21 protein-coding genes are annotated in these 23,990 nt (G+C 58.5%); 8 read left to right on the top strand and 13 right to left on the bottom strand.

Annotation, left to right across the window (positions count from 1 at the left end; translation table 11 throughout):
- Nucleotides 1–16 precede the first annotated feature (16 nt).
- Together ABNH18_RS06390 and ABNH18_RS06385 are read right to left on the bottom strand one after the other, a co-directional pair.
- Nucleotides 17–631 carry a DUF924 family protein gene (locus ABNH18_RS06390; RefSeq protein ID WP_349382010.1) on the bottom strand — a complete coding sequence of 205 codons (615 nt, stop codon included), beginning with the start codon at nt 629–631 and terminating at the stop codon, nt 17–19.
- A gap of 19 nt (nt 632–650) precedes the next feature.
- A complete protein-coding gene (locus tag ABNH18_RS06385) occupies nt 651–1,277 on the bottom strand; it encodes an arylesterase (protein ID WP_349382009.1) in 627 nt (208 codons plus the stop codon).
- On the opposite strand from ABNH18_RS06385, the gene ABNH18_RS06380 reads away from it, so the two are divergent.
- Both ABNH18_RS06380 and ABNH18_RS06375 read left to right on the top strand, forming a co-directional pair.
- Nucleotides 1,276–1,953, top strand: a complete 678-nt coding sequence (locus tag ABNH18_RS06380) for an ABC transporter ATP-binding protein (RefSeq protein WP_349382008.1) — start codon at nt 1,276–1,278, stop codon at nt 1,951–1,953. The genes ABNH18_RS06385 and ABNH18_RS06380 overlap by 2 nt on opposite strands.
- Nucleotides 1,946–4,354 carry an ABC transporter permease gene (locus ABNH18_RS06375; protein WP_349382007.1) on the top strand — a complete coding sequence of 803 codons (2,409 nt, stop codon included), beginning with the start codon at nt 1,946–1,948 and terminating at the stop codon, nt 4,352–4,354. Before ABNH18_RS06380 ends, ABNH18_RS06375 begins: the two co-directional genes overlap by 8 nt.
- 264 nt (nt 4,355–4,618) lie before the next feature.
- Here ABNH18_RS06375 and ABNH18_RS06370 read toward each other — a convergent pair whose 3' ends face one another.
- Nucleotides 4,619–5,800: a multidrug effflux MFS transporter gene (locus tag ABNH18_RS06370; RefSeq protein ID WP_349382006.1), complete on the bottom strand. Its 1,182-nt coding sequence runs from the start codon at nt 5,798–5,800 to the stop codon at nt 4,619–4,621.
- Nucleotides 5,801–6,270: 470 nt separating this feature from the next.
- Here ABNH18_RS06370 and ABNH18_RS06365 point away from each other — a divergent pair, with 470 nt between their 5' ends.
- Nucleotides 6,271–8,247 carry a cation:proton antiporter gene (locus ABNH18_RS06365; RefSeq protein ID WP_349382005.1) on the top strand — a complete coding sequence of 659 codons (1,977 nt, stop codon included), beginning with the start codon at nt 6,271–6,273 and terminating at the stop codon, nt 8,245–8,247.
- A gap of 100 nt (nt 8,248–8,347) precedes the next feature.
- Here the strand turns inward: ABNH18_RS06365 and ABNH18_RS06360 are convergent, their stop codons facing one another.
- The 6 genes from ABNH18_RS06360 to ABNH18_RS06335 all read right to left on the bottom strand — a co-directional run bounded on the left by ABNH18_RS06360 (nt 8,348) and on the right by ABNH18_RS06335 (nt 15,533).
- On the bottom strand, nt 8,348–8,773 hold the full coding sequence (locus tag ABNH18_RS06360) for a MerR family transcriptional regulator (RefSeq protein ID WP_349382004.1): 426 nt from the start codon (nt 8,771–8,773) through the stop codon (nt 8,348–8,350).
- A gap of 4 nt (nt 8,774–8,777) precedes the next feature.
- Nucleotides 8,778–9,758, bottom strand: coding sequence for a hypothetical protein (locus ABNH18_RS06355; RefSeq protein ID WP_349382003.1), 981 nt, complete (start codon nt 9,756–9,758; stop codon nt 8,778–8,780).
- A gap of 62 nt (nt 9,759–9,820) precedes the next feature.
- The gene (locus ABNH18_RS06350; protein WP_349382033.1) at nt 9,821–11,383 is read right to left on the bottom strand and encodes an FGGY-family carbohydrate kinase; all 1,563 of its coding nucleotides are present in this window, start codon (nt 11,381–11,383) and stop codon (nt 9,821–9,823) included.
- Nucleotides 11,383–12,945: a glycerol-3-phosphate dehydrogenase/oxidase gene (locus ABNH18_RS06345; protein ID WP_349382002.1), complete on the bottom strand. Its 1,563-nt coding sequence runs from the start codon at nt 12,943–12,945 to the stop codon at nt 11,383–11,385. Before ABNH18_RS06345 ends, ABNH18_RS06350 begins: the two co-directional genes overlap by 1 nt.
- A gap of 42 nt (nt 12,946–12,987) precedes the next feature.
- Nucleotides 12,988–14,580 carry an FAD-binding oxidoreductase gene (locus ABNH18_RS06340; RefSeq protein ID WP_349382001.1) on the bottom strand — a complete coding sequence of 531 codons (1,593 nt, stop codon included), beginning with the start codon at nt 14,578–14,580 and terminating at the stop codon, nt 12,988–12,990.
- A 134-nt stretch (nt 14,581–14,714) separates the two neighbouring features.
- Nucleotides 14,715–15,533, bottom strand: coding sequence for a lysophospholipid acyltransferase family protein (locus ABNH18_RS06335; protein WP_349382000.1), 819 nt, complete (start codon nt 15,531–15,533; stop codon nt 14,715–14,717).
- Between the two features lie 139 nt (nt 15,534–15,672).
- Here ABNH18_RS06335 and ABNH18_RS06330 point away from each other — a divergent pair, with 139 nt between their 5' ends.
- The 3 genes from ABNH18_RS06330 to ABNH18_RS06320 all read left to right on the top strand — a co-directional run bounded on the left by ABNH18_RS06330 (nt 15,673) and on the right by ABNH18_RS06320 (nt 18,514).
- A complete protein-coding gene (locus ABNH18_RS06330) occupies nt 15,673–16,338 on the top strand; it encodes a YiaD family glycine zipper/OmpA-like lipoprotein (RefSeq protein ID WP_349381999.1) in 666 nt (221 codons plus the stop codon).
- 188 nt (nt 16,339–16,526) lie between these two features.
- Complete coding sequence (gene ada / locus ABNH18_RS06325; RefSeq protein WP_349381998.1) at nt 16,527–17,642, top strand: bifunctional DNA-binding transcriptional regulator/O6-methylguanine-DNA methyltransferase Ada; 1,116 nt, start codon at nt 16,527–16,529, stop codon at nt 17,640–17,642.
- Complete coding sequence (locus tag ABNH18_RS06320) at nt 17,639–18,514, top strand: DNA-3-methyladenine glycosylase family protein (protein WP_349381997.1); 876 nt, start codon at nt 17,639–17,641, stop codon at nt 18,512–18,514. The genes ada and ABNH18_RS06320 overlap by 4 nt, the downstream gene beginning before the upstream one ends.
- Nucleotides 18,515–18,521: 7 nt before the next feature.
- Here ABNH18_RS06320 and ABNH18_RS06315 read toward each other — a convergent pair whose 3' ends face one another.
- Entirely contained in the window at nt 18,522–19,766 is a 1,245-nt protein-coding gene (locus ABNH18_RS06315; RefSeq protein WP_349381996.1) for an MFS transporter, read from the bottom strand.
- Here ABNH18_RS06315 and ABNH18_RS06310 point away from each other — a divergent pair.
- The gene (locus ABNH18_RS06310; protein WP_349381995.1) at nt 19,760–20,593 is read left to right on the top strand and encodes a patatin-like phospholipase family protein; all 834 of its coding nucleotides are present in this window, start codon (nt 19,760–19,762) and stop codon (nt 20,591–20,593) included. The genes ABNH18_RS06315 and ABNH18_RS06310 overlap by 7 nt on opposite strands.
- On the opposite strand, the gene ABNH18_RS06305 is transcribed toward ABNH18_RS06310, so the two are convergent.
- The 3 genes from ABNH18_RS06305 to ABNH18_RS06295 form a co-directional block, all read right to left on the bottom strand.
- The gene (locus tag ABNH18_RS06305; protein WP_349381994.1) at nt 20,575–21,687 is read right to left on the bottom strand and encodes a ferritin-like domain-containing protein; all 1,113 of its coding nucleotides are present in this window, start codon (nt 21,685–21,687) and stop codon (nt 20,575–20,577) included. The genes ABNH18_RS06310 and ABNH18_RS06305 overlap by 19 nt on opposite strands.
- Before the next feature lie 119 nt (nt 21,688–21,806).
- A complete protein-coding gene (locus ABNH18_RS06300; RefSeq protein WP_349381993.1) occupies nt 21,807–22,262 on the bottom strand; it encodes a PaaI family thioesterase in 456 nt (151 codons plus the stop codon).
- Nucleotides 22,259–22,654 (bottom strand): PaaI family thioesterase, encoded by a 396-nt coding sequence (locus tag ABNH18_RS06295; RefSeq protein WP_349382032.1) that lies wholly within the window; start codon nt 22,652–22,654, stop codon nt 22,259–22,261. Before ABNH18_RS06295 ends, ABNH18_RS06300 begins: the two co-directional genes overlap by 4 nt.
- A 208-nt stretch (nt 22,655–22,862) precedes the next feature.
- Between ABNH18_RS06295 and ABNH18_RS06290 the strand changes: the two genes are divergently transcribed.
- Entirely contained in the window at nt 22,863–23,984 is a 1,122-nt protein-coding gene (locus ABNH18_RS06290; RefSeq protein ID WP_349381992.1) for an alpha/beta fold hydrolase, read from the top strand.
- Nucleotides 23,985–23,990: the final 6 nt, after the last annotated feature.

Raw genomic sequence — 23,990 nt, 5'->3', positions numbered from 1 at the left:
TACAGAGCTAACCTGATTACTGTCCGAACCCGGAGCTGTTTTCCAGGAAACCAAGCTCTTGCGCGGTGCTGTCCCGACCCAGTGCGCGATTGCGATGAGGAAAGCGACCGAATTGCTGAATGATCTGCTGGTGCTCCCGCGCAGATTTCAGCGAACTGTCCACATGGCCTGCCAATGTTTCCGGTGCCTCGGTTTTAATCACTTCCAGCGCAGACAGGCATTGCTGTTGCAATTCCTCGTCCTCGGCATGCATTAGCGGCATGACAAAGAAAACCTGCCCGCACAGCGGCAGCTTGCTGTGCATCTGCCGTGACAGCCCTTCGATGGCCAGCGTGGCGGCCCGATGATCACCACTGAAAGCCTGGGCCTGACCGCGATAGATGTTGCGGGTAAATTGGTCCAGCAACAAAATCAACGCCAGCCGTCCCTGAGGATTTCTCTCCCAGTCCACCATCTCTTGGCGAAGCGCCGCTTCCACCAGCACACCAAAGCGATGCTCGATATCGGCATCGTCTCCAGCCGTAGCCGCAAACCATTGTTTGGCCATATTGCCCGATGGCCAGCCCAGCGCCATGCCATCCTTAAACCAGTAATCCAGTATTTCTTGCCACGACGGACCTAAATCAAACATGGGGCTCACTCGGTTTTGTTCACTGATGGCTTCTGGTTTGGCAATGCTCAGGCAGTTGCGGCTCAATCACTGACAGCGCGGCTTTCAATAATAGTGGCTGGGCCTCGATGGTGGGGTGAATGCCATCATCCTGCACCCAGCCTTGTTCAATCACGCCATCCAGGAAAAACGGCACCCAAGGCACATTGGAGGATTGCGCCACATCACGAAATTGTTGTTCAAACAACGCCGTGTACTGCTGCCCGTAATTAGGAGGAATACGCATGCCCAGCAGAACGGCGTCGGCCTCTGCCTCACGGGACAACGTGACCATTTGCTCAATATTGCTCGCCATGGCCATGGGCGACAGCCCGCGCAGGCCATCGTTACCGCCCAGCTCAATCACCACCAGATCCGGCTGGTGCCGTGACAACAGGGCCGACAACCGTTCTTTGCCTCCAGCCGTGGTTTCGCCACTCACCGATGCATTGATGACAGGATAATCTGGGCACCTTTCTTGCAGCTGCTGGTCCATAAGAGCAACCCAACCGGCTGACTTTTCAATCCCATAGGCAGCACTGATACTATCGCCCAGTATCAGCACACCGCTGGCGTGAACCGATACCGTCAGGCACAACAATTGAATCAGTAGAAGATATCTTGCCATGAATACAGCGTCTCCCGTTTTGCTTGCCCACAATATCAGTAAGCGCGTTCAAGGCCCGGAGGGCGGGCTCGATTTGCTGCAGGATATCACGCTTGAAGTGAATGCCGGTGACAGCCTGGCGATTACCGGTCCCTCCGGCTCCGGCAAATCCACCTTGCTATCGCTGTTAGCCGGCCTGGACGTACCCACTGACGGTGACGTGCAGCTCAACGGGGCATCGTTTAGTCAGGCCAATGAGGATGAACGGGCGCGACTGCGCGGCGAACAGTGCGGTTTCGTGTTTCAGCATTTCCAGCTAATCAATGATCTCACCGCGTTGGAAAATGTCATGCTACCGCTGGAAATTCTTAACCGCGAAAAGCGTCGCGAGCAAGCCATGCACTGGCTGGAACAGGTGGGTCTGGGGCACCGGCAACATCACTTCCCGGCACAGCTTTCCGGTGGCGAACAGCAGCGTGTCGCCCTGGCGCGGGCTTTTGTGGTGTCACCCGCCCTGCTGTTTGCCGATGAGCCCACCGGCAGCCTGGATTTCGCCAACGGCGAACATGTGGCCGACCTGTTATTTTCGTTAAACGCGGAGCAAAAAACCGCGTTGGTACTGGTTACCCATGACCCGCAGCTGGCAGGCCGCTGCAAGCGATCCGTCTCCCTCACGGAGGGTCGTCTCAGTGTTTAAACCCTGGCGCTCCCCCGCGTTCCGGGTCCAGGCGTTGGCATTGCTGGTCGCCGCCTTTGCCATGACGGCCATGTTGATTCTGCGCGATAGCGTGGATCAGCGCTTTAATCAACGCACCGCCGTGGCGCTCGGGGCAGACTGGATTTTGGAAGGCACCCGCTTTCCGGAAGTCCCCCAACAGCAGGCGGTAGCCAACCTGCCCCACGCCGAGGCAGCCAGCTTTGCCAGTGTGCTGATTAATGAAGACCAGTTTCTGCTGGCCAGCATTCGTGCGCTGTCCAAGGGTTACCCGCTTTACGGCGAGTTATCGGTCAGTGATTCCCGCTTCAGTGACCCCTATTCCGTGGATCATGGCCCCACATCGGGAACCGTCTGGTTGGCCGGCCCGGCTCTGGACCGGCTGGACCTAAAAACAGGTGAATTCATTACCCTTGGGGAGCGTAGCTTTCTCATCGACAAGGTGCTGGTGCAGGAGCCAGATCAGCAAGCGGGTTTCTACAGTATGAATCCCCGCGCCCTTATTCACCTGTCGGACCTAGAAAGCACTGGCGTGCTCGGCCCCGGCAGTCGCTATCGGCACCACCTGCTAGTCGCGGCAGATAGCGAGCAGCGCACTCTTCTTGATGAGGCTCTTGGCGACACTCTGCGCCCGGACCAGTCCATTGAAACCGTGGCAACCACAGATCTGAGAAATCGCGGCCCGGTGGAGCAGATGTTCCTGTGGTCACAACTGGCCGTCATGCTGGTGGTACTGTTATGTGCCGCCGCCATTTACCTCACCGCCAGTCACCGGGCGCGGCAACAGCAGACATTATGTGCCGTCATGAAAACCGTAGGCGCCCGACAGCAGCAAATCATCCGTCGCTTACTGGGTGGCGATGTGCTGGCGCTGCTGCTGCCGATTGTTGCCGGTGTGGCTCTGGCGATACTGGTGGGCTGGCAGCTCTCTGCCCTGCTCGGCGCTGAACAGATCTTCGTCGCGCCTATTCTCTGGGGGCTGCTGGGGCCGATACTCCTCTGGCTAGGATTTGCCGCTCCAACTTTGTGGGTTAGCCTGTCCCTGCCTGCCACCGCACTGCTTAGCGGCCGTGAAGCACCCAGCAATTTGGGGCGGCGGGTGTTGCTTATCGCTATTCTCACCCCCATTCCGCTAGCCGCAATCATGACCGGTTCGCTGGCGGCTCTGTGGCCGCTATTGCTGCTGACGCTGGCGGTCTCGCTGGGGCTACCCATGATTTTGTGGCCGTTGGTGCTACTGTTGGACCGTTTCAGCACTCGCCTCAGCCTGCCCGCTCGCCTGGCCCTGCGCCGGCTGAGCCGACGCAAAGCCACCACCCTGCCCTTACTGGCGGCTCTGATCATTTCCCTGACCGTGCTGTCTCTGTCGGTTCAGACCGGGCGGGAATTACTGGGGGACTGGCGGGCCACGCTTCCGGAACAAGCACCGAACTATTTCGTGATTAACCTGTTCGATCAGGATCTGGATGCTTTCAATAACTGGCTTTCAGAACACAACAGCGAATCCCAGCCGCTTTACCCAGTGGTTCGCGCCCGGCTAACCGCCATTAACGACGAACCCGTGCGCAGCGCCGTCACCAAGGAAGAAGACCGGGCCGAACGCGCCCTCAACCGGGACCTGTCTCTCACCGAAGCGGATGCCTTGCCGGACAGCAACATTCTGACCGAGGGGCGCCTGGCCACTGGTGCCGAGGAAGTCACCGTGGAAACCAAACTGGCACAATCGCTGGGTCTGAAGCTCGGGGACTCGCTCACGTTCACCGGAGCGGGTCCCGCCATCAGTGCCACCGTGGTGGGGCTGCGCGAAGTGGATTGGGAAAGCTTTGCCCCTAATTTTTATTTCATCTTCTCACCCGACACGCTGAAGACTCAGGGTCGTACCTGGATCACCAGCTTTTTCCTGCCTGCCGATCAGCAGCCGGAACTGGGGGAGCTAGTGCAGCAATTTCCGCAAATCAGCTTGCTCGACGTGAACGCCATTCTCGCCACGCTGCAAGACATTATCAGCCAGGCCAGCCGCGCGGCCTTTGTGGTGGGTGTCCTGTTGTTGTTGGCAGCGCTGCTGGTATTAATGGCCGCGCTGTTGGCGATGACAGACGCGTTGCGGCGGGATAACCGGCTATTGATCGTTATCGGCGGGCGCCGAGCCTTGCTGCGCAAAACGGCGGCACTGCAGGCGTTCTATCTGTTTGGCGGTGCCGCCTTGTTGGCCAACCTGATCCACCTTGCCGCGCTGATACCGCTCGGGGCACGCCTGTTTGACAGTCAACTGCCATTGAGTGGCTGGTTATTGCTACCGTGGGGCGTAGCCGGACTGGTCACGATAGTCGCGCTGCTGGCGCCACCGTTGATGCCGACAAAACCGGTTCAGGGCACTATGTAGGCAATGGCAAGGCATCGAGGTTTTCCAGCCGATGTTACCGTGGAGCGTGCTTGACGCCTGATGCCCAGTGCTTGAAGAAAATAATCGAAACGGCTGTTAATCCAGGCTTTACGGGTAAGAAGCAATGCGGCCTCTTCAGTCCGCGTTGCGTTTAGCGTCAGGCACCGGGCACTTGGGCGTCCAGCAATGCGCCCATTACCCGCAACCACAAAACCCAATTAAGATAACGGCGCTTTTCACTCCAAGCCGTGATGGCGCCAATATTCAGGCCAGTCGGCGAGCCAGTAGGGAAAAGGCCACCCAAGCCGCCACGCTGCTGGCGGCCATCAAGGCGGTCATGGGTAGTGTGCTGCCGTCGTGGAGCATGCCCAACACAACCCCGATAAGGCCGGCGAGTAAAAACTGCAAAGCACCGTTCAAGCCAGTCGCCGCACCGCTGTCCCGCTCAAACAGGTCCAGGAAACTGGCGATGCCGTTGGGCATGATCAGTGCCACCATACCAGCGGCAACCATGATCAACGGCACCACCATCCACAGCGTTAGCAACCCGGCGAGAGTCAGTCCCAACAAAACAACGCAGGCGATTACCTGCAGGGTTAGCGCCACCTGCATGATCGAGGTGCTGGTGTAGCGTCGCAACAGCAACACGTTCAACCGGTTCATACCCAGCATGGTTACCACGTTGGCGCCAAAATACAGCGGAAATTGCTCCGGACTGATGCCGAAATACTCCATGTAAAGAAACGCGGCATCGGTAATAAAGGTAAACATGGCGGCAAACGCCAGGGCATTGGCCAGAATAAACCCCATGGCCTGGCGGTTGCGCAGCACCCGGCCATAGGCCAGAAACATACGCTGGCGCAGGGGCTCAGTGCTTGGCTGTACCGGCACGGTGGGTAGCAAAAAGCGCACAATGCCGAACAGCATGAATCCGTAAACCGCCAACATGTAGAAGATGCTCTGCCAACCAAACAATTTGAGGAGCAACGCACCAAGTGCCGGCGCAACCAGCGGAGCCACCAACATCACCAACCCAATGGTGGTCATCACCTTGGCCGCTTCCTTGCCGGTGAAATGATCCCGTACGGAGGCCGCCGCGATAACCACTGTGGCGCCCCCGCCCAGGGCCTGCAAAAACCGCAGCGCATAAAGCATGTCGATATTCGAAGACAACGGAATGCTCATGCAGCCAAGGATAAACAGGATCAAGCCCACATAAGCCACCGGCTTGCGGCCGAACTGATCAGACAATGGACCACCTATCCATTGGCCTGCAGCCACACCCAACACATACACACTGACTGACACTTCAACCGCATGGATCTCCACCGAGAAATGGCCGGACATGGCCAGCAACGCGGGCAGGTAGGTATCAATGGCCAAAGGCCCCAGCGCCACCAGCGTGGCGAGTAAAAATGCCAGGCGGCCGGGAGAAAGGTTTTGCATGAAAAGTCCTGATGCCGGTCCGGGTGCAGGTTCAGAGCGCAGAAATAAAGTACCGGTTTAGAGTACCTTGCAAGCCCTGATGGAGAACGATCGGGAACGACAAGTCGATTCGGGAATGCGCTAACGCAAAGCCCTGAGGGTGCGGTTGGAAAGAATGGTACCGCAATAGGCGGCCCCTTTCAGCTGCTTTGTGAATCTGATTCACTATCAGCAGCCAAGGAGCAGACGAAAAACGAGTTGCGGCGCCATTGAGGGGCTGGGACTATTACCCGGCTCGCAGGAGGCAGTCTGTTGCGCTCTGCCAGAATACGCGTTTACCGCCACTGGCAATCATGCATAATGCGCCTTGGTTGGTGGCAGCATGGCAGTAGCCGTATTGCTCCGCCCTGCGGCACTCTCAAAACCCCATCTGCCGGCCAACGGATAAGCCGCCCACCAGATGCGGATTCGTCTAATCACCTAGGAACTTCATGGATTTAAGTGTCCCTTTCCAGCTAGCCATCATCACCGTGGTTGCGTTTGCCTGCCAGTGGCTATCTTGGAGAATCAAGCTCCCCGCCATTTTGCCGTTGTTGCTTACCGGCCTTGCTCTTGGCCCGTTTTTCGACGTACTGCAACCCAAGGAGCTGTTCGGCGACTTACTGCTTCCCGGGGTATCGCTGGCGGTATCCATTATCCTGTTTGAAGGCGCAATGACGCTGCGCTTCGATGAAATCCGCGGCCTGGAAAAGACTGTCCGCCGACTGGTGACCTGGGGTGCTCTGGTCACATGGAGCATTGTTACTGTCTCTGCCTGGTGGGTATTGAAACTGCCGTTGGGCCTGGCCTTGCTGTTTGGCGCCCTGGTTGTGGTTACCGGGCCCACCGTGATTGTTCCCCTACTTCGCAGCGTGCGGCCCGTAAGCAGCGTAGCGCGCCTGCTTCGCTGGGAAGGGATTGTGATTGACCCGCTCGGCGCGATTTTTGCGGTACTGGCCTATGAGTTGGTAGTGGCAAGCGGTCAGGATGGCGCAGTACTGCACACGCTCTGGCTATTTATTCAGACCATTGGTGTGGGGGCCGCAATTGGCGCTGTGGTGGCTTTCGGTTTGGCGGAACTACTGCGTCGGCACTTGATCCCTGAATATCTGCGCAGTTTTCTGGTGCTGTCATCGATCATCGGTGAATTTGTCCTGGCCAATGGCCTGAGCGAGGAATCCGGGCTGGTTGCGGTGACCGTTACCGGTATTGTGCTCGCCAACCGCAAAGGGGTGCGCACCGACGACATTCTTCACTTCAAGGAGAACCTGTCCGTCATGCTGATTTCCGGCCTCTTTATTGTGCTCGCTGCACGGCTGGAAATGAGCGAATTGAGCCAACTTGGGCTCACCGCTCTGGCGGTACTGGCGATCATTCAATTCGTCGCCCGCCCCCTGTCCGTGTGGGTTTCTACACTGGGTTCATCGCTAAACTGGCGAGAAAAGTCTTTGCTCGCCTGGATTGCGCCACGGGGCATTGTTGCCGCGGCGATTTCCGCTCTGTTTGCCGAACGCTTGCAGCAAAATGGCGTTCCCGGAGCGGAAAAACTGGTACCTCTCACCTTCATGGTGATTATCGGCACGGTGGCGTTGCAGAGCCTTACGGCGCGTCCTCTTGCCCGCCTGCTGAAAGTGGCAGAGCCGGCAGCGCGCGGCTTCCTGATTATTGGCGCCAACCCGGTGGCCCGCGCCATTGGCGCGGCCTTGCAGAAAAACCAATACCCGGTGGTGGTCACCGATTCCAGCTGGGAATCCATTCGCTCCGCCCGCATGGAGGGGCTCGGCACTTTCTATGGCAACCCGGTATCCCAACACGCGGACCAATATCTGGATTTGGTGGGATACGGCAAGCTACTGGGGCTTAGCCCACGTCGTGAGCTTAATACCATGGCGACCATGCGTTACCGGCTGGAATTTGGCGAACAGAACATCTTCAGCTTGCCCACCCAGAAAACGGAAAAGGAAGTGAAGCACGAAGTGGCCCCCGAGCACCGCGGTGCCACGCTGTTCGCACCGGACATGACCTATGCCCGGCTGGCCAGCCTGCTTAGCCAGGGCGCGGAAATACGCAAGACGCGTCTGACAGAAGAATTCAGTTTCCAGGCATACAAGGAGGCCCCAGGTCGCCAGGTCTGGCCCCTATTTGCCATCGATGCCCGTGAGAGAATTCACGTGTTCTCCGCAGAAGAGCAGCCTGACCCCAAAGCCGGCTGGCACATTCTTGGCCTGGTGAAAGAAGACGCCGCCAAGGAAGAAAAGAAGGCTGAAGCCCGTGCGGAAGCCGCCGCCGAGAAAGTGGCAGCGGAGAGCAAAGCAGACAACAAGGCGGAGGGGAAAGGCGGCAAAGCTGACGAAAAACCCGACAAGGGCAAGTCAGCTTCAGCCGTTACGGGAAAAAAGAAAGAGAGTCTGAAAAGGCCGGGGACGTAGGATTCACATCTGACGAGAGCCTGTAACCGAACGATTTATCGGCTGCAGGCAATCCCTTTTTCTATAAAGTAACGCGTTGCGCGAATACTAACCGTCAGCGCTACTGATGCTGCTTAGGCTCGTCGCCCACAAACGAATCAATCAGGCCGCATACCCGGCCATCATCCAACCGACAGTCCGGCGCGCCCTGCCATTCATTCATGGCGTTACGCATGCGAGAACTGAGCGCTTGCAGCTCAGCGATTTGAGCCTCCACCTGCGTTAAGCGGTTTTCAATCAAGGTGCGGACCTGTCCGCAAGGCGTCTCCCCTTCGCGGGAGGCTTGGGTTAGTGATTGAATGTCACCCAGCGTGAATCCCAGAGAGCGTGCTTTCAGGGCAAATCGCAACAACCGTAAATCCTCTGCCCCGTAATAACGATATCCGTTATGACTGTCGCGACCAGGAGACAGCAAACCGATGTCCGTGTAATGACGCACGGTTTCTGCGGTGGTGTTCGCCTGTTTTGCCAGTTCCGATACGCGCATGGCGTTACTCCTGATCCGCGGGCAGGATCGGTAATGAATAGGTTAGCGCCCATTGATGCCAACTTTCCGGCACCGGGCGGTTGTGGGCGGCAAAAAACGCCGCCACAGAATCCATAATCGTATCCACAGACAGTTGCTGGGTCAGTGCCACACCAAAGGCGGTCTGCTCCGGCATGTGGCTCAACGAGCATTGCAGGGCCACGTCTGCCAACGCCAGCACGTCCTGGTGGCGCCGCCAGGCGTCGCGCAATGGCGAAACCAGCCAGCTACATTGTTGGTATTCCAGCGCGTACTGCCCTTCCAACCACCACAGGTAAGCATCATCGCCCAACGCAGCCAGCAACGCAGCATGCTGTTGCCGGTACTGATCTGTGTCGCCACTGGCAATGGCCCGGCGCAGCAACCAGATCATCGGTTGCTCGGACTCAAGTTGGTGGGCAGCAGCAATGCGCTCACAGGGGTTACCCAGACATTGGGTCAGCCACAATTTCAGTGCGGCCGGTCGCCCTTCAGCCAGAGTAGCCACGCTGGGCCCATCCGGAGACTCCCCCAGCTCACTCAAAAACGCCTTGCCGTCTTCACTCTGCAGCCAGCGTCTCTCTTCCAGTAATGCGGTTAGTCGCAACCCGGAGCTATAGTCGTACCAATCGGTCACCGTGTAGGGCTTGGCCGGGGTGCCTTCCAGGCGGAGAAAACTGATGTTGCCGTCAGGGAAATGCAACCGCACCCGCGCCGCAAAACGGTGATCGTTTTCATTGAATCCAGTGATCGCAAAACGGTCGATGGGTTGTGGTTGTATCCAGGGTTTGAGGGTCGATGCCGGGAGCCGCACGATATCCTGGCGTTGCAACAACACATCCAGCTGGCCCTGTGAGAGGTCCGATCGTAATTGGCTCAGTGTGCCGTCACCGTCCTCACTCTGCGCAGGCACAGCCACCAGCAGCAAAGACAGAAAGAGAGACAGCGTTGAGCACCAGCGAAGCATGGACACAGACCGGGAAGACAATGGAGGCACGACCCTACCACAGGCAGCGCACTCGGGAAGGATTAAACCCGTGCCGGGTAGCCGGTAATACGGCGGATGGAGCGGTATAACGGCGCTAGCCGGGGATACAGTTTGCGGTAAACGTCGCGGTAAAGGGCGTCGTAGTGACCTGCCGGTGCGGCTTCAGGCAGGAAAGTGTCGCCCGGGCGAGTCATCGCCGCCACCGCGGAGGGGTAATCCGGGTGCAAGCCCAACGCCACCGCCGCATTAATCGCAGCGCCCAATCCGGAGGTTTCCGTGGTGTGGGGCCTGATAGCGGGCAGGTTAAAGATATTCGCGGTGATCTGCATGATCGCATCGCTTTGCGAGCCACCGCCGGATACACGCAGGGACGTAACCGGAATGCGGTTACGTTTTTCCAGCCGCTCCTTCCCCTCACGCAGGGCGTAAGCAATGCCTTCGATAATCGCCCGGTACATATGGGCACGGGTGTGTACATCGCCAAATCCGATAATGGCGCCTTTTGCCTCTGGGCCGGGGATGCGCACGCCCGGATTCCAGAACGGCTGCAGCATCAACCCCATGGCTCCCGGCGATGATTCTTCAAGCAAGGCTTCGAACAGGGTTTCCGGGGCCACGCCAAGCGTTTCGGCTTGCTGTACTTCCTGTTGCCCGAATTCGCGTTTAAACCAGTTCACCATCCAGTAGCCACGCTGCACGATGATTTCGGAATTGTATCGATCCGGCACGGCGGCGCCGTAGGCCGGGACAAAGGTGATCGGCTCGACGTAGCGCGCGTTGCAGGTGTTGAACGTGGCGGTGGTGCCGTAACTCAGGTTGCCGATTTCCGGGGTAAAAGCGCCCGCCCCCAGCACTTCGCAGGCTTTGTCTGCGCCGCATGCGATCAGGGGCAGTCCCTCAGGGATGCCCGTGATAAGGCTGGCCTGCTCGCTGATAGTCCCCAGAGGCTTGCCCGGCTCCACCAGTTCCGGGAGCTGTTCACGCCGAAGCCTCAGCGCCTTCCACTTGAGATCATGGGCCGCCGCCCAGCAGCGGCCTTTGTAATCGAAAGGGATGTAGCCCACCTGGGACGCGGTGCAGTCGCGCAGCTGTCCAGTGAGCTGATAGGTCAGGTAGCCCGACAATAACAGAAAGTGCCGGGTTTTCTGCCATAGCGCAGGCTCATCCGCCGCCAGCCAGTTGCATTCGGCCTTGGCCTGGAACTGTCGCAGGGTTTCCCCCTGCCCCGCTACGATGACAGGCGCAGCCAGCCACCAAGGTAACCGGGGTATCGAATCCGTGCGGCGCTGGTCCAGCCAGATAATCGCCGGGCGTATCGGTTGCTTGTGTTCATCAAGGCACACCACTGATGCCCGCTGCGTGGTCAGTGCCACCGCTTTAACCTGATGCTTCAGTGCGCCGTGCTTCTCCCATAATCCTTGGCAAGCGAGCCCGAGCTGTTCCCAGAAATACCCGGCATGCTGCTCCGCTTGGCCCGGTTCGTGGGAGAAATAAGGTTCAATATGCTGCTGGTAACGGGCGATCACTTCACCGTTGCGATCAAAAAGCATGGCCCGAACACTTTGCGTGCCCTGATCCAGCGCCAGTACCAGCGGCTCGTCCATCATCCTGCTTGTTGCTCCTGAACCTCAGCAGCCGGGCTTGCTTTAGACGTGTCAGTCTCTGGCTTGGGTACCCCATAGAAGCGCTGATGAATCTCCCGATAGCGCACTAGCTCCTTGTCCCACTGGCTGTCAGTCCAACCCAGAGCCTGCTGGATTTGCCCGCGTAATGTCGCCAGTACCGCAATGCCGGCAGCGGGTTTGATCAGCCCCAGACGAGTGCGACGCAGCATCAGGTCATCCAGATGCACTACCGATTCATGCGCCAGAACCCATCGGATAAACGCCGAGTCCGCTTGATCCGCATGCAAAAAGGCTTCCACGGCACCGGGGGCATCCTGGAGTGGCTCAAAACTGCGAGTTTTGCTTTTTTGGCTACGGCGGTGATCGCCATCATCGATTAAACCCGTAGCCAGCAACGCGTCCAGGGCAATTAACCTGAACGTGGTGAGCTTGCCGCCACTGACGGTAACAATGCCGTTATCCCCCCACACCGCATGGTCCCGGCGCTCCTTGGACGGATCTACGCCTTTGCCTGAGGCGATGACCGGGCGCACGCCAGCGATAGTGGAATAGATATGTTCCCGGGTCACATTGCGCCCGGGGAACTGGGTGTTGATCAGCTTGAGTAGATAAACCACTTCCCGGTCACTGGCAGCGGCTTCCACGTCCATGTCCTGGGGATGATCCAGATCCGTGGTGCCGACACAGGTCACCCCTTCCCAGGGGAAGACAAACACCGGGCGCCCATCGTCGGGGTGCATCACCGTCAGGCAGTCACTCACCGACAAGACGGCGGGGTCAATAAACAAATGGCTGCCGCGCAATGGCCGTACCCGCGCCTGTGCGCCGGAAAACCGATCCGCCCAGGCCCCAGTGGCACTAACCACCGCTCTCGCCTTGAGTGTCGACTGTTCGCCGCTGACCCGGTCCTCTACAGTAACGGCAAAGCCCTCTTCACCATTTTCACACTGCACAGCCTTAACGACCCGCGCGTAATTTTGCGCTAACCCGCCATGGCGGGCACCTTCCAGCAATGTGCGCATAACCAGACGACAATCATCAGTGAGTGCGTCGGTATAGCACATGGCGCCGGTGAGATCCTGATCCTGTAGCCCAGGCACACGCTTCAGAAGCTGCGCCCGGTCCAGGTAACGGTGATCACGAATACCGGCCAAAAAATCATACAGCCACAACACCGCTTTCATGGGCCAGCGTCCGGGGAACACGCCTTTGCGCAGAGGGAAAAGATAGGTTGCCCGCTCCACCAGCCCAGGTAACTCGTTCAGCAACCGTTCGCGTTCCAGCAATGAGTGCCGTGTCAGGGCGATATCGCCCTGGGCGATATAGCGCAAGCCGCCGTGGACCATTTTCGAGGATCGACTAGAGGTGCCCCAGGCAAAATCGGTTTGCTCAAGCAGCAGCACGCGGTGCCCGCGCCGGGCCGCTTCCAGCATGACGCCGGCACCCGTAATACCGCCACCGATGACGATCAGGTCCCATTGTGGCTTGCCCTGCGTGGAGGGTGCAGCCAGTTCAGTCAGCGTGCGGCGTTGGCCGAGCATAGAGTCTTCCCTGTTTGTTCGTAAGAGCGAATCGTGCGCGTATCAGTCGTCGATCAGGCAGCCGGGATTCAAACGATGCAGGGGGTCGAAATGGTCAACCAGCCGATGCAACACCGCCATCCCCTGCTCACCTTTTTCATGGTGCAACCAGGGCGCATGATCCCGGCCTACCCCGTGTTGATGACTAATGGTGCCACCGTTCGCCACAATGGCTTCACAGGCAACCTGCTTTAGCACGCGCCAACGAGCCAGGGTGGTTTCGTAACTGTCCGCGCAGCGAAACACGTAAGTGGTATAGATACTGGAACCTTGCGAGTACAAATGTGACAGGTGCGTAAAGACATGCACCTGCTCGCCGTCACCAGCGTTATCACGCACGGCCTGCTCCATGGCCACCATTGCCGGGGTCACCCGGTTCCAATCCACCGCCGTTTCAAAGGTATCCACCACATAACCATGCTCCCACAACCCGTGGCGCAGGTACGGTGAGCGGAAGCGAGACTCTTCCCACTTTTTACCCAACAGGGTGCCAACCATGACGCCCCCAGCCTGACGAATTCGCTTGCGGGCCTGGCCAAGCACATGGCGCGCCTGCGCTTTGTCGCCGGTGACACCGAAGGTGATCATGCATTTTCCGTCGCCACAGCCGCGTACATTCAGGTAGCGATGCAAAACCCCGACCAGTTTTTCGTGGCCGGCCAGCATCAGGTGTGTACGGGTTTCTTCGGCGTTGGACAGGCGCAGCATGGACAGCGGGATTTTTGCCTGGGTCATCTGCCGCACCAGTTCTTTACCGGTATCCCAGTCCGGGGCAAACGCCACCTGAAAACTTTCCGTTTCCGGTAACGGCGTAACGCGCACTTTCACTTCCGTAATCACGCCCATCCGCCCTTCCGAGCCGAGGATAATTTCGCGTAAATCCGGCCCTGCGGATGAGGCAGGAATAGTCGGAATGGTCATGGAGCCTTTCGGCGTTTCTACTCGGCCGCCGGCAAACATCTGTTCAATCCGGCCATAACGCATGGATTGCTGACCGCTGGAGCGGCTGGCCACCCAGCCACCGATCGTGGACAGCTCCCAGGACTGGGGGAAATGCCCCAGCATATAGCCACGCTCACGAAGCTGTTGCTCTACCTTTGGGCCGGGTGTTCCTGCCCCGAAGGTCGCGATCTGGCTTTGCGTGTCCAGGTCCATCAACTGGTCCATGGCAGCCAGGCTCAAGGTCAGGACCGGTGCATCGCCTTCAGGGGGGTTGATGTGTCCGGCCACGGACGTGCCGCCACCATAGGGGATCACCGTGATGCCCTGAGCCAGGGCCCAGTCCAGCAATGCGCGCACTTCGTCGCTACTGGTCGGGGTGGCAACGCCGTCGGGGAATCGCTCGAACTCGCCGGAACGCATGGCCAGCCAGTCTGGCAGGCTTTGTCCACGGGCATGTCGCAGCCGGGTTTCCGGGTCAGTGTCCACACCCGGGTGGCCCGGAAGGCGAGATGCCGGCACCTGAGCGATGACTGCCGCCATTTCTGCGTCCGGCAGTGGCTCGGCGCGGCCCAGACGGTCCTGGATAAAGGCCAGCCCAGACGGTTTTAACGGATAGTGATTATTGCTGTCACCCCAGCCATTCCAGCGTCGCATGCATACACTCCTTATTTTCACCCATAGTAGTCCCGACACGCTGCCCTTTCACTGGCGTGGCAGGACATTGCATGGACTATTTGTGACAAAGAAATGATTTCAGGGCAACGAGCAGGCTCAAGGTGTACTGACGGTTATAGCAACCAGCGGCGCCAACCCTGCTGCCGTGCCGCTGAACGCTCCTGATTCAATGAATCCAGCATACCGTTAATAGACGAAGCGACGGCTTCCCGGGCTTCCCAGCAGGCGTCGGGTTCTCCCTGCCTTCCGGCCCAGGGAGCGGTGGAAATCGGTGTCCCGATTTGGAACCAGAGAGGTTCGGGCCTGGGAATTAAGGTGGGGCCGACGCCGCGGCTAAGCGGCATAAACATATCGCCACCGCGTAATAATTTGTCGAGCCGCGGACGTTTCAACAACGTACGTCCCAGCCAGGATTGCTGGAAGTCATTACCGTCAATCAGCACGCGGTAAGCTTCATCACAACCTGCCGACGCAAACGGGATGATGTCGTAGCCGTGTTCAATGGCCATGCGCGCAAAGCCCGTGCGCTTCTTCCATACCAACTGGTGTATTTCATCCTTGCGCATGGCCACTTCCCGCGCGCCACCAGGAAACACCAATACCGGCTGGCCGGCCTGCATCAGTCGGGTACAATTTTCAGGGTTCCCCTCCACCGCACCCCAGCGCTTAAGCAATGGCCCCCAGCCCGGCACACGGAAATGCAATCGGTCGCCGAGGGCTCTGGGGAACACCCCGGTTTGCCGGTATAGCTCCAACACAAAAAGCGGGGAATCGATCAGCCCGTACAGGCCATGATTGCCCACGAATAAAGCTGGGCGTTCCGGGTTCACATTCTCGGCCCCAAATAAGCGGGGAGCGAAATAGTGCCGGGAAGCAGCCAGCAATCGATCCATTGTCGCCAGCGGTGGCGGAGAAAAATCCTGAATAGCCAAGCGGTATCCTGTAACGATTTGATCAAATAAGGTGCTGTCGTGACGCCGGCACTTTACCAGCTTTTACACTACGGCTATGGTTCATTCAGGCATAAACCAGTAAAAAAACCAATATGTTATCGAATCCCAAGGAGCTTTCATGAAACGATTTGCCGGATCACTTGCGCTCGCGAGTGCGATTGCCGTTACGGGCTGCAGCACGGTTAACCCCTACACGGGTGAGAAACAGACCTCCAAAGCCACATCCGGTGCGGCAATCGGTGCGGTAGCTGGCGCCCTGATCGGTATCGCTACCTCCGACAGCGCCAAAGAACGTAAAGAGCGGGCGCTGGCCGGGGCTGGCATTGGCGCGGTTACCGGTGGTGGTGTGGGCTATTACATGGACGTTCAGGAGGCCAAGCTGCGTCAGAAGCTTGAAGGCGCAGGCGTTTCCGTTACCCGTGATGGTGAGAACATCATCCTCAACATGCCGGGCAATCTGACCTTTGCCACCGACAGTACCAATGTGAAGTCTTCCTTTGATCCAGTACTGGACGCGGTGTCCGAGGTGCTCAACGAATACAAGTCCACCATGATCCAGGTAGCCGGACACACCGACAGCACTGGCGGGGATCGCTACAACCTGCTGCTGTCCCAGCAACGGGCCCAGGCGGTATCCAATAAACTGTCTGCCCACGGGGTTGAGCAGGTTCGCTTGGACACCGTCGGCTTTGGTGAAACCCAGCCCATTGCCAGCAACAGCTCGGCCAGCGGCCGGGAGCAGAACCGTCGCGTGGAGCTGACACTGCTGCCTTACACCAAATAAGCACAGCAGCGACACCCGAATCGATTGCGGCGAGCCTGGCTCGCCGCAATGGTTTCACCGCCCCGCTATAGTTTCCCCCTCCTCACCGTTTTCTCGAATACAACCGCAACATTTCGAATGTCTGCCCAGCCCTTTTTCTCCATGCTCCCAGTCAGCCCCATTTCCCTTCATACTGCGGAACAGGACCCATGCGCACAGGCCAATGCACAACCATGAATGCAGACCAGCAACGCCAACAGGCCATCAACGAACATCGATGTATTCCCGGTGATGACTTTGTCTATGGGGTAGTCACAACGGGCATTTTCTGTCTGCCCACGTGCCCATCGCGCCGCCCGCGCAGTGAAAATGTGCGTCTGTTCGATAACGTCAGTGCCGCATTGCAAAACGGCTATCGCCCCTGCCGGCGCTGCCACCCACTCGGTGACAACCCGTCGCCCACAACAACAACGGTGATTGCCCTTTGCCGAGCCATCGAAGCCGCTGAACACAAACCCACTCTCGCGGCGCTGTCCGCGCAATCCGGTTGGAGCCCCTCCCACCTGCAGCGCCAATTCAAGGCCATCACAGGCATTTCTCCGCACCAATACGGCGCTGCAATCCGTCGTCGCCGAGTCCGGCAACAACTCCGTGACGAGCAGCCCCTGACCCATGCCGCACACCTCGCCGGTTTCGACTCCAGCGGCCACCTACACGCTGCAGCCGGGGCAACGTTGGGAATGAAACCCGGGCAGTATCGCCAAGCAGGAAAAGGCCTGGCACTGCGCGTCGCCATCGCCGACAGCTCAATGGGGTCGGTGCTGGTGGCAGAAAGCGAAATCGGTATTTGTGCGGTTGCCATGGGGGATGACCCCGACATCCTGCTTCAGGATTTCGAACGGGAGTTCAGCGGCGCAGAGCTTTTGCCCTGCGATAGCGCATTTGACCAACGTGTTGCCATGGTCATTACATTGATCGACGTACCACTGAACGCAGAGTTCCAGTCACCTGACACGCAGGTTCCGCCTGCCTTGCCTTTGGATATACGAGGCACTGCCTTTCAAGAACAAGTGTGGGCCGCGCTAAGGACTATTCCGGCAGGACAAACGCTCTCCTACCAAGCACTAGCAGAGAAACTGGGAAGGCCGACGTCGGCCCGCGCCGTGGCCCGCGCCTGCGCCAGCAATCGGCTGGCCGTACTGGTACCCTGCCATCGCATTGTGCGCGCCGATGGCGGCCTGTCTGGCTATCGCTGGGGTGTCGAGCGCAAGGCCGCCCTGCTTGGCCGCGAGCGCGGTGATCAGGAAGGAAGTGAAAAACAGTGAATAGCCTTTCAATCGCGCTGCCGCCACACTTTAGCGTGGCGACCTTTCTCGATTTTCATGGCCGTGATCAGCACGCCATTTCCGAGAAAGTGGAAGACAGAGTGCTCAACAAGGCCATTACACTGGACAGCCAGCCCTGCCTGTTAACCATGGATTTCAATCAGCTCGGGCAAGTCTGCACAGCGTCCAATACACTCACCGGTCCGCCGCTGTCCCGGCAAGCGCATGCCATGCTTGGCCTCAATCAGCCCATCGAGACCTTCGAGCAGGCGATGGCAGAGCGCACACCTCTCTCCAGCCTGGTGCACAAGCAACGAGGCCTGCGTGTGCCGCAATCGGCCACCCCGTTTGAGGCGTTGAGCTGGGCCATTATTGGTCAACAGATCAGTGTCAGCGCAGCCACGGCCATTCGGCGACGATTTATCCAACTGGCCAGCCCCGAGGAAATCGGCGGGCTGTGTTGTTACCCCGATGCAGCAGCGGTGAGCCTGCTGGATGCCAACGCGCTGCGCAGTGTCGGTTTTTCTGCCAGCAAGGCGGACACGCTGTTGGCGGTGTCGCGACGTTGCTGTGATCACCAACTGCTACCTGACGCTTTGCGTTCAGACACGGATGCACAGGATCTGGAGCGCGACCTACTGGCCATTCGCGGGCTGGGGCCCTGGAGCGTGAATTACACCCTGCTACGCGGCTATGGCTATCTGGATGGCAGTCTGCATGGGGACGTGGCAGTACAGAAAGCACTGGAGCGATTACTTGGCTGGAACGAACGCCCTACAGCGAAAGCCACCCGAGATTGGCTCGTTGATTTCACGCCTTGGCGGGCGCTGGTGGCGGCGCATCTGTGGCAATCGCTATTGCTTCAGGCCTGATTTGGGCTCAGGCCTTACGGCTAAGTCGCCAGGCGAGTACGGACATGGGCACCAGTAACCCAATCACCAACAGATAGGGCCAGCGGTGATCCAGAGTGTACAGGCCCGTGCCGACCAGTGGCCCGACGATGAATCCCAGAGCCGGACAGGCGCTGGCCAGCCCAGCCACCCGGCCCTGCTCTTCCGTGGGCACCCGCAGGCTCGCCAAAGACATGATCGCCGGCATGCCAAATCCCAGACCCAGCCCGACCAGCAGCACCGCCCCGCTCATCAATGCCTCTGTGTCCGCTAGCCAGAGAATAACGGCGCCGGCACCAATGCTGGGTACTGCCAAGGCGATCAGCAGAGTTGCGGGCGCTTTCAGCCATTGCACCACGATTAACTGCCCTGACAGCGACGTGAGGGCTGCCATCATCATGGTCAGCCCCAAAGCCCTTGCGGCTTCGGTTGGGCTCATCTGGAATTGATCCTGGAACAGAAACCCCAGGGTTTGCTGGATCAACGCGAAGCTCATAAACAGCATCACCCCGGTCAGCAGTAGATCGCGCAACCGTGGATCCGCATAGGCTGCCAACCCGTGACGCAGCACTGACCGCAATGGCACGGTTCGCGCTGTGGGCTTGTGAGGCGACGGCGGCAACCACAGGGCCACGCTGATCGCCATAAGCGCGGTCAGCACTGCCACCCCATAGAGCGGGAACACCAGTGCAATGGCAGCCAGAATGCCGCCGGACACAGGGCCCACAACGGTGCCGATATTGTTGGCAGCGCCAATGCGTCCCATGCCCTGGGTACGCTGCTCCGGTGTGGTGATGTCGGCGGTATAGGCCGCGGCCGCTGCCGGGGTTGCTGCCATGATGGCAGCCTGCAGCATGCGGCTCAGCACCAGAGCCGCCACCAGCCCGACACCCACCAGCGCCCCTCGCAGGCCCAGATCAAACACCACGGCAAACGACAACGTGCCCACCGAATAGCCCGACAGCCCAATCACCATAACCCGCTTGCGGCCCAGCGATTCACTCAAGGTGCCCCACACCGGGCTGGCCAGGGCAAACACCAGCGATGAACAACTGATGATCAGCCCCACCTGCATCTCGGTCATGCCAGTGGCGCGCCCCAGTGATGGTAAAAGAGTAAAAACCAGGGTCTGACCCAGCGCCGTGACCGCTACTGCCGCCAACAACATTGTGTGACTGAAGGCCTGCGAGGTAGTCTTGCCAGCGATTTCGGTGGAAGGGTCAAGCTGTGACATTACACATTCCGGTTCAAGGTGTGGCGGATCACGCTCCGCAACGGGGCGTATCTCGACAGGAGTTGCTGGCGGATTGGCTAGCTAAGGCGCCTTTTACGCTCGCCATGTCATCCGGTTTTTTTGGTTTTTTTGCTCATTTCGGCACGCTGCGCGCCCTGCTTGATCATGGCCTGTCACCCGCACGTTTGTGTGGCTCCAGCGCCGGCGCCCTGGTGGCTGCCAGTATGGCTTCTGGTGCTAGTATTAATGCCATCGAAGATAAGCTGCTCGGCCTGGATCGGGCTCAATTCTGGGATCCGTCCCCGGGCCTGGGGTTGTTATCCGGCCAAGCGTTTCGTCGAATGCTGTCGGACCTGTTGCCCGCACAGCGCTTGGAAGATACCCGAACGCCGTTGGCGGTGTCTGCCTGGCAGGGGAAAAGCCGGCGCACGCAGGTGCTGCGACAAGGGAATCTGGTCGAAGCCGTATACGCCTCCTGCGCTGTCCCCCTGCTATTCCATCCTGCCCGTATAGGTGGCCGTTACTACTGGGACGGCGGCATTGCCGACCGGCACGGGCTGGCCGCTACCTATCCCGGCGAGCGCGTACTTTATCACCATTTACAATCCCGCTCTCCCTGGCGTGGCCGAAACAGTGCCTCTCTGCATCACCCCGCGCGCCCGAATCTGGTCACCCTCGCCATTGACGGCCTGGCCCGCTCCGGGCCCGGCAAGCTGGAACAAGGGCGCCTGGCCATGCACCAGGCCTATAATGCCACCGGCCGAGCATTGGCCCGGCCGGTGGATGATCCATTGATTATCGAATCGGTTCAGGACGCCTCATCGTAGAGCGGCTTGGACAGTTCCGCCCAGTCGATCTGGCCGTCGTCCACTAGATTTTCGAATTGCAGGATACCCAGCTCTTCAAAGCGCGGGCGCACGGAATCGGTGAGCAACCCAATGCGTTTCAGGTTGGGCATAATGCGGGTGAATAGCAGATTGCGAAACTGCGCCATGATGGTCGACGACAATACCTGCTCGCGGGCAGCGTCCACATCCCAGCCAAAGTGCTCGAACACTTCGGTGCTGATTAGCCGCTCCCGCATAACCACGCAGGCCTCGAAGGCAAAGTGGGCTCGCTCTTCTTTTTCCTCTTCAGACAGTGTCTCAACAAAGTCCTCCAAGTAATTGACCCCAAAGGTAACATGCCGCGCTTCATCGCGAATTACCAGGTGGATAATCTGCTTCAACAGAGGGTCCTGGGCAGTCATTTTCAAGGTATTGAATGCGGCCAGTGCCAGCCCTTCGATGATGATCTGCATGCCGATAAACTTCAGATCCCAGCGGGGATCGGACAGAATCTTGTCCAGCAAAGACTTCAGGTTCGGGTTCACTGGGTAGAGAATGCCGATCTTTTCCTGCAAATAGCGGGTAAAAACTTCTACATGGCGGGCTTCATCGAAGGTCTGGCTGGCCGCATAAAGTTTGGCGTCGTAGGTGGGTGCACAACTGGCCAGCTGGGACGCCACCAGCAACGCCCCCTGCTCGCCATGAACAAACTGTGCCAGCATCCAGGCCAGGTTATGCCAGCCAAAGCGCAGCTTTTCTTCCTCGCTTAATGCATCGAAGGTTTCCCAGCCATAAAATGGATTGAACGATTTATCGAGCGGCACCTCGGATTTGGGAAAGGTTTCTGACCAGTCCACATCCATGTCTGCATTCCAGTTAAGCTCTTTGCCCAGCTTGTACAGCTTGCGAATGCGGCCATCGGCGGAGGAATAATCCCAGTTGTAGTGGCCGGTGAGTGGGGTCTGGAATATTTCCACCACATCTTCCACGTGTTGCGCACTCAATTTGTCTTCAATGTCTTCGTGACCCGGTCCATCCCAGTTGTCGTAGATACTGACCTGGGTGGGCGGTGTGCTGACTTTGGTTATTTTCATGAGGCATCCCTGGTAGCGCTAAGTCATAACTTAACGCTAGGCGGATGCCGGGAAAGGAGCAATGTCGTGATATGACAATTAGCACCGTCCGTGGCGCCTAAACACAATGAATCGAAAGGTTAGTCCGTGCTGCCATCATCAGAGAGGAGGAAGTGAGCGCGAGCAATGGTAATCGGCTCCTGGCGGTTTTTCTGCCAAGCACTGATGTGCACGTTGGCAATGCGCCGCCCCAGACGGGTAATGCTGCATTCTGCGAAGGTATCGCGGAACAGGCCCGCGCGCAGATAATCGATGGTGAAGTCGATGGTTTTAGGCACTTTCGGCTCGCCCATCTGTAGCAGGATGAAGATAATCGCCGCTTGCTCCATGAAACCGGCCACCGCCCCACCATGTAATGCGGGCAAGGTCGGGTTACCCACCACATTGTCATGCTTGGGCAGCACAAAGGTCAGTTCATCGCCTTGGGCAACCACCTGAATTCCCAAAAACCGGGCATACGGTACCCGGTCGATCAGGGTCTGATAATCAGCCTTGCCACTACGGCACTCTTCGATCAGCGTTTTCAGTGCTTTCATTTCCCCACCACCGTGCCAGCTTTATCAATTTTCAATCGTGTGTAGGTTGCCAGCCCGGTGGCAATCGGCGCGTCGTCGCCGCCTTCCTCCCAGGTTGTCACGCGGACAAAGGCCACGTGAGTGGTTAACCGGTAGCAGGTTGCCTCGCATACCACTGCCTTCCCTTTTCCGGGGCTGCGCAGATGGTCCACGCGGAAATCAATGGTCGGGGTAATTTCAAAGGTCGGGAAGGTGCTGCAAGTAATCGCCATGCCGCCAGCCTGATCCATCATCGCGAAGATGGCCCCACCATGCATAACCCCGGTATCCGGGTTGCCGACCAGATCGTCTCGCCAGGGCATTCTGACACGAACGCCTTTTTCGGTGGCACTGACGACCTCAAGCCCCAGCACAACAGAGTGACGGACGGACTCCAAGAAGCGATTGCATATATCCAAGCGTGTATACGGAAGCGTTTTATCTGTCACGGCGGCCAATGTCTCCAGCTGATATCGGGGGCAAGATTAACGGCTGGCAGCTAATCTGCAAGTGTTACTGTTTTACCATAGAAGCGACCCTATCCTCTGCTAAGCTTCCCCGCCCAATTCAGGAGGCGTTTGAATGGCGACATCACGATTAAAGAACAGCCTGCGGGCCGTTGGCCACATTGTGGAACGCAGACGCCACCCGCAGCGCTTTATCCAGGTGGATAAATCCCCGTGGGATGAAATTTATCGTGATGGCATCATGGCTGTGCGCCATTACAGCCTGCCCCCCATGGCCGAAATCCCGCTAAACGACGACGTCGTGCCGGTATCCGCCAACAAACACCGCATCCCCCTGCTGCTGGTACCCGCGCTGGGCATTCATTGCTGGACCTACGACTTGATGCCCAACCGCTCCATGGTTCGCTATCTGATGGCCCGCGGCTACGATGTGTATTTGGTGGACTGGGGCAAACCGTCCAACGCGGATCGTAGCCTGGACCTTGATACCTACGTGAATCGCTGGCTTCCCTCTGCGGTTGAAGCGGTAAAGGCCCATGCAGAATCCGATGTCATCAACATGATGGGATACTGCATGGGCGGGTTGCTCTGCCTGATGTATCTGGGCGGCCACAGTGATGCGCCGGTCCGCAGCCTGATCACCATTGCCAGCCCGGTGAACTTCCATAAAAGCGGCCCTTTCGGGAAGGCGCTGGGGCTGGCCGCCATTCCTGCCATGCAGGCACATGACTGGTTCCAGGTCCGCCTGGAGCCGCTCAGTGACAAGCTGTTCCACATCCCCGCCAACCTGCTGGCGCTGGGCTTCAAAATGACAAACCCACCCGGTGTGGTACAGGCCTACATGGATTTGATACGTAATCTGGGTGACCGTGAATACGTGACCGAGTACATGACCATGGGTCAGTGGTTCAACGACATGGTGGATTACCCCGGTGCAGTAGTCCGCGAGGTGATTGAGAAGATGATTCTGGCCAACAGTCTGGCCAAAGGAAAAATTCGCATCGGTGGGCGCAGTGTGGATTTTTCTTCCATTGACCAGGATTTACTCGCCTTTGCCGGCATTACCGACGGCATCGTCAGCCTGCGTGCTGCCCGGGAGGTGATGCACCTAGTTGGCAGCAAGGAAAAACGTTTCGAGGAAGTGCCGGGCGGCCATGCCGGGGTATTTTCCGGTTCAAAAGCCCCTTCCCATGCCTGGCGTATCAGCGCTGACTGGCTGGTAGCGCGCTCACAGTAATCGCAC

Origin of the sequence: Alcanivorax sp., assembly GCF_040118815.1 — a bacterium.
Lineage (GTDB): Bacteria > Pseudomonadota > Gammaproteobacteria > Pseudomonadales > Alcanivoracaceae > Alcanivorax.
This window is presented reverse-complemented; position numbering and strand designations above follow the sequence as displayed.

What these genes read in the sequence shown, in the direction of transcription:
- ABNH18_RS06390 (WP_349382010.1), bottom strand. Translation starts at nt 631, where the DNA reads ATGTTTGATTTAGGTCCGTCGTGGCAAGAAATACTGGATTACTGGTTT.
- ABNH18_RS06380 (WP_349382008.1), top strand. Translation starts at nt 1,276, where the DNA reads ATGAATACAGCGTCTCCCGTTTTGCTTGCCCACAATATCAGTAAGCGC.
- ABNH18_RS06385 (WP_349382009.1), bottom strand. Translation starts at nt 1,277, where the DNA reads ATGGCAAGATATCTTCTACTGATTCAATTGTTGTGCCTGACGGTATCG.
- ABNH18_RS06370 (WP_349382006.1), bottom strand. Translation starts at nt 5,800, where the DNA reads ATGCAAAACCTTTCTCCCGGCCGCCTGGCATTTTTACTCGCCACGCTG.
- ABNH18_RS06365 (WP_349382005.1), top strand. Translation starts at nt 6,271, where the DNA reads ATGGATTTAAGTGTCCCTTTCCAGCTAGCCATCATCACCGTGGTTGCG.
- ABNH18_RS06360 (WP_349382004.1), bottom strand. Translation starts at nt 8,773, where the DNA reads ATGCGCGTATCGGAACTGGCAAAACAGGCGAACACCACCGCAGAAACC.
- ABNH18_RS06355 (WP_349382003.1), bottom strand. Translation starts at nt 9,758, where the DNA reads ATGCTTCGCTGGTGCTCAACGCTGTCTCTCTTTCTGTCTTTGCTGCTG.
- ABNH18_RS06350 (WP_349382033.1), bottom strand. Translation starts at nt 11,383, where the DNA reads ATGGACGAGCCGCTGGTACTGGCGCTGGATCAGGGCACGCAAAGTGTT.
- ABNH18_RS06345 (WP_349382002.1), bottom strand. Translation starts at nt 12,945, where the DNA reads ATGCTCGGCCAACGCCGCACGCTGACTGAACTGGCTGCACCCTCCACG.
- ABNH18_RS06340 (WP_349382001.1), bottom strand. Translation starts at nt 14,580, where the DNA reads ATGCGACGCTGGAATGGCTGGGGTGACAGCAATAATCACTATCCGTTA.
- ABNH18_RS06330 (WP_349381999.1), top strand. Translation starts at nt 15,673, where the DNA reads ATGAAACGATTTGCCGGATCACTTGCGCTCGCGAGTGCGATTGCCGTT.
- ada (WP_349381998.1), top strand. Translation starts at nt 16,527, where the DNA reads ATGCGCACAGGCCAATGCACAACCATGAATGCAGACCAGCAACGCCAA.
- ABNH18_RS06315 (WP_349381996.1), bottom strand. Translation starts at nt 19,766, where the DNA reads ATGTCACAGCTTGACCCTTCCACCGAAATCGCTGGCAAGACTACCTCG.
- ABNH18_RS06305 (WP_349381994.1), bottom strand. Translation starts at nt 21,687, where the DNA reads ATGAAAATAACCAAAGTCAGCACACCGCCCACCCAGGTCAGTATCTAC.
- ABNH18_RS06300 (WP_349381993.1), bottom strand. Translation starts at nt 22,262, where the DNA reads ATGAAAGCACTGAAAACGCTGATCGAAGAGTGCCGTAGTGGCAAGGCT.
- ABNH18_RS06290 (WP_349381992.1), top strand. Translation starts at nt 22,863, where the DNA reads ATGGCGACATCACGATTAAAGAACAGCCTGCGGGCCGTTGGCCACATT.